This is a genomic window from Sphingomonas sanguinis NBRC 13937 (genome assembly GCF_001591005.1).
GTDB lineage: Bacteria > Pseudomonadota > Alphaproteobacteria > Sphingomonadales > Sphingomonadaceae > Sphingomonas > Sphingomonas sanguinis.
The window spans coordinates 44032-52787 of sequence record NZ_BCTY01000025.1 but is presented as its reverse complement, the minus strand read 5'-3'; the positions used below and the strand labels follow the sequence as shown (position 1 = coordinate 52787).

The window sequence follows — 8756 nt, the reverse complement described above, 5'->3', positions numbered from 1 at the left end:
ACAAATCTGCTCTGCGGCGGAAGCACTTAGGCCGCTCTACCGGCACTCACCCGATCAGCGACACCCGCTCGCGCTGGCGTGCTTCGGCTCGGCGAGCCACGCATGAAACTGCGCCAGAATGTCGGCAACGTCCAGTCCCATTTGCCGATGGTGCATTGGCCACGAGCGCGCAGCGGCGCCAACCAGTCCTTGCAGTTCTGGATCAACATCGCCTGGACCCATTTCGGCGTGCTAGCGAGCAGCCATTCCAGTGATGGCCAGTCATAGGCGGGCCGTACCCGCAATTAGGCGGCTGACCGGCTCATCCGAAGCAGTGCGATATCCAGCGTCCCGTTTCAGGAGAACCAACACGCGCCCTGCCCGGCCACTCTCTTTTTCCAGGAAGAGGGGTTACCGGAAAATACAATGAGGGTGACGAAGCCGGTTAGATCGCTTATATGTTAGCTAGACTAACCGTAGGAGCTGCTCATGGCGACCCTCGCCAACGCCGTTGATCCGGGTGCCTTTGCCAATCTGGTGTTCGCCAGCTTGGTCGAGACCGCACGCAACAAGCCAGCCAAACAGCGTGGATCCGAGCCGGCGCCTACGGTCGACGAAACCTTATATATAGCGCCCACGGTTGAGGGCTTCTCCGCACAATATCGCACCGCCGTCGATCACGCGCTGGAGCAGCTAGCTGAAGCCGGTATTGCAACTGATCCGGATCGGCAGGCGCTCTACGCCATCGTCGACAAGCTGCTGCCCGACATTCGCACCCGACACCTCGAGCGCAAGATCGAGCAGCTCCTCGATGTGTTGGCCGACACGCATGACCCGATGGCGGAATTTCACACTGCGGTCGCGGCCGATAACACCGCGATCCGGCAGCGCTTCCTTCAGGAGGTCGAGACGCTTACCTCGGTCGAGGTTGCCGCGCGCGCCGGGCACGAAGCCAAGAACCGCCACCAGACGGCCGCGCGCTGGAAGGCGCAGGCCCGTGTCTTCGCCGTCCCCTATCAGGGGCAGGATCGCTTTCCCGCGTTCCAGTTCGATGCCGACGGCAAACCCCTTCCGCTAATCCGGCAGGTTCTCGCGGCCCTCCCCGCGAACCGCACGCCATGGCAAGTTGCTTTCTGGTTCGTATCGTCCAACTCATGGCTTGGTGGTCCCGCACCCATTGAGCGGTTCGACGAACCAGCAGCCGTTCTCGAGGCGGCAGCCCACGAAGGTGATGAGATCAGCGGGTGACGGCCCTCGCTCCGACAGGCATCGTTGCGAAACCGCCGACCGCCTTCCCGACCCACGTTACCGACCTACCGGTGGGGACGGTGCTTTGGCGCATTCACGCCGAGAAGCTTGCCGGAGACGCGTTCAATCCGGGTTTCGGCGCTTCGCGCTTCGCGCCGATCGGCCCGGTGCGCAAGCGGGTGCCGACGGCCTATGCCGCAGACGGGTTTGAGGCTGCGGTGTACGATACGATCTTCCACGATCTCGATTCCACGCAGACCTTCAAGACCTTTGCGCTGAGCAGGCTTGCCGATGTTCGCTGCTCGGTACTCCGGGTCGCCAGCCCGCTGGTGCTTCGCTCCTTTCTCGCGCCCGATCTGATGAAGCTGGGCGTCGCCCGTACCCAGCTGATCGACACGCCCGCGCGCGAATTTCCGGACACGCGGCGCTGGTCTGCGGCACTGCATCGCAAAGACGCCGCCACGCATGGGATGGTCTGGGAGTCTCGCCCCTATCCCTCGTCGCAGGCGATGATGTTGTTCGGCGATCGCGTGCCGCCTGGTGCGCTAAGCGTGGTCAGCACGTCTGGCATCGATGGTGATCCGGGGCTCGCCATGCGCTTCAAGGCGCTTGCCGATCGCTCCGGCGTGACCCTTGTCGCGTAAGATGGGAGCGAAATTTGCGGTAAAATAACGCCGTGCTGACGCTCCCGCAGGTGGGGTATCGTGGTATATGTATCTCCTAATCGACGCGTAGCGCCGGCTGCCAAGATCAGGAGCACGGGCCGTCGCGTTCCGGCCTCAAGGCCTCGTGTCCGTCACCAAGGTGGCGACCTTAAAATCGGATTGGCCTGTGGGCACACATCAAGGCGCGCGCGACACGTAAGTTCTTGCGATCAACCACCGTCTGAGCTCAACTTGCTTCTAAGAATGCATTGAGGGGGCGAACCAGTGGCGACGAATCCTTCCGAGAGGGTAGAAGCAGACCGATCTGTGATCCTGCGAGACCTCGCCGAAGACGCCTTGGCGACGTTCGAGCGGATCGTCGAGGCGGCTCTAGCTCGACACCGGCGCGTAGCTCGGCGATCTCATCGGATCGCCGCTCAGCACGTTCACCCATCTTCCAGGTGCCTTGACCCATTGAAGGAACCACTTCCCCGCCGAGCAATGTCACGTGTTTCATGTGCTTTCGTCCAATGAGATGAGTTCGACTGTTCGGTCGCGGGAGGCGGATTGGCAGATGACCACCATGTAACGATCATATCGCGGCCGGCCATCGATCGAGTGCCATTTTGGCGATGGAGAGCAGTTCGTTGATCGTAGCGCCGTCGCGCGCCTGAACGGACATGCCTTCCATGACCGTATTGATGAATTTGCCTAGCACGGCCGGATCGGTGTTGGCCGCAAGCTCGCCCTGCGCGGCGCCGCGTTGCAGACGCTCGATCAGGAGAGCCTCCGCCGCGATACGCTTGTCGCGCAGCAGGCATTCGATGGCGGCGGACGCCGGCGAAACGGCTGCCGCTGCCGAATACATGAAGCAGCCGGCCGGCGTTCCAGGTTCCGAGAATGATGACGCCGCTCGTTCCAGCAGGCCTTTGACGGCCTCGTAGGTGGACAACGCCGGATCGTTGATGGGTGAATAGAGGTGGACGCTGAACGTCGCGGCGTAGCGCTCGATCACCGCCGCAAACAGCCCCGCCTTGTTGTCAAACGCTGCATAGAGACTGGCAGCGGCGACGCCAGTCTCCGCCACCAGATCGGCCATCGATGTCGCCTCGTAGCCGCGCTGCCAGAACAGCCGCACCGCCTTGTCGAGCGCAGCGTCAGTGTCGAACACACGAGGGCGACCTGCGCGGCGACGGGCTTTCGTCTCTGTCATCTTTCGTGCACGATATGGAACGATCGATAAATAATATCTTGAAACGGGTGGTCCGTCTCCTTACAGAACGATCATTCAATAATCAAGGATTTTACAATGAGCCGCATCGTCCGCATCCACGAATATGGCGACGCCAGCGTCCTCAGGATTGAAGATGTGGCAGTCCCCGCGCCCGCGGCCGACGAAGTGCAGATCGCGGTGAAGGCGATAGGCATAAACCGCGCCGAGGTGATGTTCCGCAACCATGCCTACCTTCAGGAAGCCGAGTTCCCGAGCCGCCTTGGCTATGAGGCTGCCGGCACTGTCGTTACGGTCGGCGCGGACGTGACCGGGTTTGCGGAAGGCGAAGCCGTCAGCGTCATCCCCCCGCTCGATATCGCGCGCTGGGGCACTTATGGCGAGGTCGCCAACGTGCCCGCCCGCCTCGTCGTCAAGCATCCGGTGGCGCTGACGTTCGAGGAAGCGGCGGCCGTGTGGATGCAGTATGTCACCGCCTGGGGTGCGCTGGTGGAGCAGGCGAAACTCGGCGAGGGCGATTTCGTCATCGTCACTGCTGCCTCCAGCAGCGTCGGCCTTGCTGCCTTCCAGATTGCGCGGATGGTCGGCGCGACGGTAATCGCGACGACGCGTACCGGCGCCAAGCGCCAGGCCCTGATCGATGCCGGTGCACATCATGTCGTCGCGACCGGGGAAGAGGATCTGGTAGCGAGGGTGATGGAGATAACCGATGGTCAGGGTGCGCGCGTGGTGCTCGATCCGGTCGGAGGCCCGTCGTTCGAGCCGCTGACCGAGAGCATGGCACGCGGCGGCATCCTGCTCGAATATGGCGCGCTCAGCGGCGAACCGACGCCGTTCCCGTTGTTCTCCGTGCTGGGCAAGAGTCTCACGCTCAAGGGGTATCTCTACAGCGAGATCGTCTCGGACGATGCCGCCCTCGATCGCGCCAAGGCGTTCATCGTGGCGGGTCTGGAATCGGGCGCGCTCAAGCCGCGGATCGCGCGCACTTTCCCGCTCGACGCGATCCAGGACGCTCACCGCTTCCTCGAATCGAACGACCAGGTCGGCAAGGTCGTCGTTACGGTCTGACCTGCATACCGGGGGGAGTGAGCGATCGCTCCCCCACGAATTTGCGCTGACGCGACGGCCTCGCACCAGCAATCGGTTTAACTCAACGAGGGTATCCCAACATGAAATCTCGCGCCGCTGTAGCCTTCGAGGCGGGCAAGCCACTCGAAATCGTCGAGATCGATGTCGCCCCACCCCGGAAAGGCGAAGTCCTCATACGGGTGACGCACACCGGTGTGTGCCACACCGACGCGTACACGCTGGCGGGGAGTGATCCGGAGGGTGTTTTCCCGGTGGTTCTGGGCCACGAGGGCGCGGGCATCGTTGTCGAGGTCGGAGAAGGCGTCACCAGCGTCGGACCGGGCGATCACGTGATTCCGCTCTACACCGCCGAATGCGGCAAGTGCGACTTCTGCCTGTCGGGCAAGACCAACCTGTGCGTCGCTGTCCGCGAAACGCAAGGCAAGGGCTTGATGCCCGATGGGACCACGCGCTTTTCTTACAATGGTCAGCCCCTCTATCATTACATGGGCTGTTCAACCTTCAGTGAATATACTGTCGTCGCCGAAGTCTCGCTCGCCAAGATCAATCCCGAGGCAAACCCCGAACATGTCTGCCTGCTCGGCTGCGGCGTCACGACCGGCATCGGCGCAGTCCACAATACCGCCAAGGTCCAGCCGGGAGACTCGGTCGCCGTGTTCGGCCTCGGCGGCATCGGCCTCGCGGCGATTCAGGGTGCGCGCCAGGCGAAGGCGGGTCGCATCATCGCCATCGACACCAATCCATCCAAGTTCGAGCTGGCACGCCAGTTCGGTGCTACCGAGTGCATCAACCCCAAGGACCATGACAAGCCTATCCAGCAAGTGCTGATCGAGATGACGGGCTGGGGCATCGATCATACCTTCGAGTGCATCGGCAACGTCCACGTCATGCGCGCCGCGCTTGAATCAGCGCACCGTGGCTGGGGTCAGTCGATCGTGATTGGCGTTGCCGGCGCGGGCGAGGAAATCTCCACCCGCCCATTCCAGCTCGTCACGGGCCGCGTATGGAAGGGGTCCGCTTTCGGTGGCGTCAAGGGACGGACACAGCTCCCCGGCATGGTCGAGGATGCGATGAGAGGCGATATCGATCTGGCCCCATTCGTAACCCACACGATGGGTTTGGAGGAGATCAACGAGGCCTTCGAACTGATGCACGAAGGCAAGTCGATCCGCACGGTCATTCACTACTGACCCGCCGATCCGAAGCGGCGCGAGGCGCTCGGATCGACAACTCGGCCGTCATCATGGCCCGACCCCGGCCATGATGAAGCGCGCTCTGGCAAATGGGCAACGCGTCGCGATGCGGTAACAAGCGCCGAAGTACGGTCGTTACATGCCGATAGCGGCACGGACCAGGGCCGCCCAGCCCAGGCGCTTACCAGCGGAGTGTGTGTGGCCTCGTCGCGCGACCCAACAGGGAAAATGGTTTTATCGTAACCTTTGTCCACTGCTGGAAAAATACTTCAAAGGTGCCGAATATCGGGCCAGCCTGACCTTTGGATGTATTGAGTCGGAAAAGCATTCATCTGTTCCCCGACTGTGATGAACCACGGGCCGCACGGGCGGATAGGGCAGGAAGACTGAATTGAAGAGCAAGGATATTCACGCGACGACGCCGGCCACCGATCATGGGCATACGGGGCTGCCCGCTTGCGTGCAGGTTCGCGGCGCGCGCCAGAATAACCTCAAAAATATTGACGTCGATGTACCGCGCGACGCCTTCGTGGTGTTCACCGGCATATCGGGCTCGGGCAAGTCATCGCTCGCGTTCGGCACCCTCCCGCGAACGAATGGTGCCGTCACGTCGCGACCCATCAACGGCGCCTTATCGTTAAATTCAGAGATATGATAAGTGCAGAAGACAAGGTCATCCACTATTGCGGATGACCTGCCATATTCATCTATTCATTTCCCGATACGGCCGGGCCACCCATTCCGGATAGAAACACGAACCTTACCCTGCAGTCAGACAGCAGCTTAGGGTGCCGACCGCTCGGCTATTTCGCGGCCAGCAGGGTGAACTTGTGAATTTGCGGCGGTTCAGAAAAAAGTTCTTCTGCCTTGTCCATCAGTGCGGCGGCAACCTTGCCGTCGAGATGGGCTTGCCGATCCTCCTCTGTGTCGAACGTATCGAAGATCGCGTACGCACCGGGACCTTCCTCGATCGCATACCAGGTCAGAGTGCCCGCCTCAGCTTGAACGAGCGGCAATGCCGAGGTCAGGAAATTGGCGACATCACGCTCTTTTCCGGGCTTGGCCTTCAGTGGTACATACAGGGCAAGTTTGGGCATAAATGACTCCTCAAGTGAAACCGACAGTCATTATTCGGCAGAGTAACGGAAGAGCGGGCCGCTACGTTCCCCATGAGGCGGAGCAAACGCGGCCCCGCCTCCTCGTCGAAATCAGAACTGCTGTGCGGTCGGCCGGATGACGATCGCGTTGACGTCGACGTCATCAGGTTGTTCGACAGCGAACGCGATAGCACGCGCCACCGATGCCGCCGGGATGGCCTGCTTGTAGAAGTCCAGCACCGTCTCAGCAGCCGTACCCGACGTCGTGAACTTCAGGTCGCTCTCGACGGCTCCGGGCTCGATCGACGTGACGCGGACCTTCTCGCCCACCTCCTGGCGAAGACCTTCGCTGATCGCGCTGACGGCGAACTTGGTGCCGGAATAGACCGTGCCGCCCGGGGCGAAGACCTTGATGCCGGCGACCGAACTCAGGTTGATGATGTGGCCGCTGCCCTGCTCCAGGAAGCCGGGAAGAGCCGCGGCGATGCCGTAGAGCGTGCCCTTCAAATTGACGTCGATCATCTGGTCCCACTCGTCGGTGTTGACCTCGGCCATCGGACGGATCGGCATCAGACCGGCGTTGTTGATCAGTACGTCGAGACGGCCGAAGTCGGCGACGATCGCGGCGACGACGGTCTGGACCGCCGACTTGTCGGTGACGTCGAGCGCATAGGCGCGTGCCGTTCCGCCGTTCTCGGCGATCTGCGCGACGACCTCGTCGAGCTTGTCCTTGCGCCGTGCGGCGATGGCGACCTTCGCACCGCGTTCGGCGAGAAGACGCGCGGTCTCGGCGCCGATGCCGGTGCTCCCGCCGGTGATGAGAACAACCTTGCCTTCGATACCTTTGGTCATGACTGTGTTTCCTTCACTTCAGATGTTGATTTTTCGCTGCGTCGCGGCCCCGCGCCAGCGGTAGCCGCGTGGATGAACGAGGCCGATAAGGCCCGCGCGAAGCGCAGGTGCCAACAGGCCGATCATCCGCAGCTCCTCTATGTAGAACGGTTGTGCCAGCAGCGCCGACCCCACCCATTCTTTAAGCTTGCCCATGGCAGCACCCTTAGGTCGCGGAGACGGGGTTGAGGACAAACGTGGCGCGCTCGGCCAGATCGCCGATCTGAGAGAGGTAGTTTTGGAAGTGGGGCGTCGCGCGGTGGGCGGTAACCGCATCCGCGTCCGCGTACAGCTCGTCGAGGACGAAGCGGTTCGGATCGCTCTGGTCCTGCCAGAGATCGTAGCGCAAATTGCCCGGTTCGGCACGGCTTGGCTTTAGCATGGCGTCGAGCAGAGCGCGCAGGCGGTCGACGGTATCCGCACGGGCGGTTAGGACGGCGACGATCTTCACGTTGGCGGTCATGGCACCATATCCTGTCCTGGTTATATCCGAAGCGGGGCGCATCCTGAGCGCCCCGCCCGTCATCCTGGTACTCACGCAGCGGCGCGATCGAGGGCTTCGATCAAAGCGTCGGCCATGGCTTGGTCCGACGCCGGATTCTGACCCGTGATCAGCTCCCGGTCCACGACGACATTCGAAGCGAAGTTCTTGTCGGTGACAGAGACGTCGCCACCGGCCGACCGCAGCGCCTTTTCCATGTCGAAGAAGAGCTCGCCCTTCAGCACTTGCTCCTCAGCGATCTTCTCCTCGCTCGCCGAGAAGACGGTCATGCGGTAGCCTGAGTAGATCCAGTCTCGCGCCAGGTCGGCCGCCCCGGCGTCATCGCCTTCCTCCAGCGCCTTGCGGAAGGCCGGAGCATCGTCGAGCGTAGAAACAACGACCACCGGTCCGTGGCAGAGGAGCGCGGTCGGCTTGGCCGCCGCGTGGAAGTGACGGAGGATCGTGCCCGCATCGCGGTCCTGCATCAGATCGACGATGGGCGCGTGACCTCCCGGCACGAACACGCCAACGAAGCCGTCCAGACCCTCGTCGACGACCGATTTCAGCGTGCGGACGTCGTTCATGGCCGGGTGGCTGGCGAAGAAGTCCTTGGCGCGCTGGTATGCCGCCTCATCACCGCCAAAGTGGTCCTTCGTGTCGGAACCGGCATCGATGTGCGGCTTGGTCCCATTGGGCGTAGCGAGAACAATATCATAGCCGGCGTCGAGCAGTGCCAGCGCGGGGACTGCCGTTTCGTTGAGATACTGACCGACCGTTGCGGTACTGCCGCCACGCAGACCGAGCTGTGTCGCGTTCGATCCAAGAACGAGAACCTGACCCTTGCTCATCTGAACCTCCATGTTCGCGGCGCCCGTCGCCGATGGATGGGAAATGGGCCTAGTT

Annotated in this window: 12 protein-coding genes; 6 read left to right on the top strand and 6 right to left on the bottom strand. The window is 62.2% G+C overall.

Going from position 1 to position 8756, the window contains the following annotated elements:
• Positions 1-102 precede the first annotated feature (102 nt).
• The 3 genes from SSA01S_RS19535 (at position 103) to SSA01S_RS11500 (ending at position 1871) form a co-directional block, all read left to right on the top strand.
• A complete protein-coding gene (locus SSA01S_RS19535) occupies positions 103-267 on the top strand; it encodes a hypothetical protein (RefSeq protein WP_156477767.1) in 165 nt (54 codons plus the stop codon).
• 201 nt (positions 268-468) lie between these two features.
• Positions 469-1227 carry a hypothetical protein gene (locus SSA01S_RS11505; RefSeq protein ID WP_052814282.1) on the top strand — a complete coding sequence of 253 codons (759 nt, stop codon included), beginning with the start codon at positions 469-471 and terminating at the stop codon, positions 1225-1227.
• Complete coding sequence (locus tag SSA01S_RS11500; RefSeq protein ID WP_043061441.1) at positions 1224-1871, top strand: RES family NAD+ phosphorylase; 648 nt, start codon at positions 1224-1226, stop codon at positions 1869-1871. Before SSA01S_RS11505 ends, SSA01S_RS11500 begins: the two co-directional genes overlap by 4 nt.
• A gap of 592 nt (positions 1872-2463) precedes the next feature.
• Here SSA01S_RS11500 and SSA01S_RS11495 read toward each other — a convergent pair.
• On the bottom strand, positions 2464-3042 hold the full coding sequence (locus SSA01S_RS11495; RefSeq protein ID WP_241769373.1) for a TetR/AcrR family transcriptional regulator: 579 nt from the start codon (positions 3040-3042) through the stop codon (positions 2464-2466).
• A gap of 138 nt (positions 3043-3180) precedes the next feature.
• Between SSA01S_RS11495 and SSA01S_RS11490 the strand changes: the two genes are divergently transcribed.
• From SSA01S_RS11490 to SSA01S_RS19165, 3 genes are all read left to right on the top strand, one after another.
• A complete protein-coding gene (locus SSA01S_RS11490) occupies positions 3181-4170 on the top strand; it encodes a zinc-dependent alcohol dehydrogenase family protein (protein WP_043061439.1) in 990 nt (329 codons plus the stop codon).
• A gap of 101 nt (positions 4171-4271) precedes the next feature.
• Positions 4272-5381, top strand: a complete 1110-nt coding sequence (locus SSA01S_RS11485) for an S-(hydroxymethyl)glutathione dehydrogenase/class III alcohol dehydrogenase (protein WP_043061438.1) — start codon at positions 4272-4274, stop codon at positions 5379-5381.
• A 394-nt stretch (positions 5382-5775) separates the two neighbouring features.
• Positions 5776-6039, top strand: a complete 264-nt coding sequence (locus SSA01S_RS19165; protein WP_043061437.1) for a hypothetical protein — start codon at positions 5776-5778, stop codon at positions 6037-6039.
• Positions 6040-6187: 148 nt separating this feature from the next.
• Here SSA01S_RS19165 and SSA01S_RS11480 read toward each other — a convergent pair whose 3' ends face one another.
• The 5 genes from SSA01S_RS11480 to SSA01S_RS11465 all read right to left on the bottom strand — a co-directional run bounded on the left by SSA01S_RS11480 (position 6188) and on the right by SSA01S_RS11465 (position 8701).
• Positions 6188-6481: a putative quinol monooxygenase gene (locus SSA01S_RS11480; protein ID WP_037093999.1), complete on the bottom strand. Its 294-nt coding sequence runs from the start codon at positions 6479-6481 to the stop codon at positions 6188-6190.
• Between the two features lie 111 nt (positions 6482-6592).
• The gene (locus SSA01S_RS11475) at positions 6593-7333 is read right to left on the bottom strand and encodes an SDR family oxidoreductase (RefSeq protein WP_043061436.1); all 741 of its coding nucleotides are present in this window, start codon (positions 7331-7333) and stop codon (positions 6593-6595) included.
• Positions 7334-7351: 18 nt separating this feature from the next.
• The gene (locus tag SSA01S_RS19530) at positions 7352-7528 is read right to left on the bottom strand and encodes a hypothetical protein (protein ID WP_156477766.1); all 177 of its coding nucleotides are present in this window, start codon (positions 7526-7528) and stop codon (positions 7352-7354) included.
• Positions 7529-7538: 10 nt separating this feature from the next.
• Positions 7539-7835 carry a putative quinol monooxygenase gene (locus SSA01S_RS11470; protein ID WP_043061435.1) on the bottom strand — a complete coding sequence of 99 codons (297 nt, stop codon included), beginning with the start codon at positions 7833-7835 and terminating at the stop codon, positions 7539-7541.
• A 71-nt stretch (positions 7836-7906) separates the two neighbouring features.
• On the bottom strand, positions 7907-8701 hold the full coding sequence (locus tag SSA01S_RS11465) for a type 1 glutamine amidotransferase domain-containing protein (protein ID WP_061780455.1): 795 nt from the start codon (positions 8699-8701) through the stop codon (positions 7907-7909).
• Positions 8702-8756: the final 55 nt, after the last annotated feature.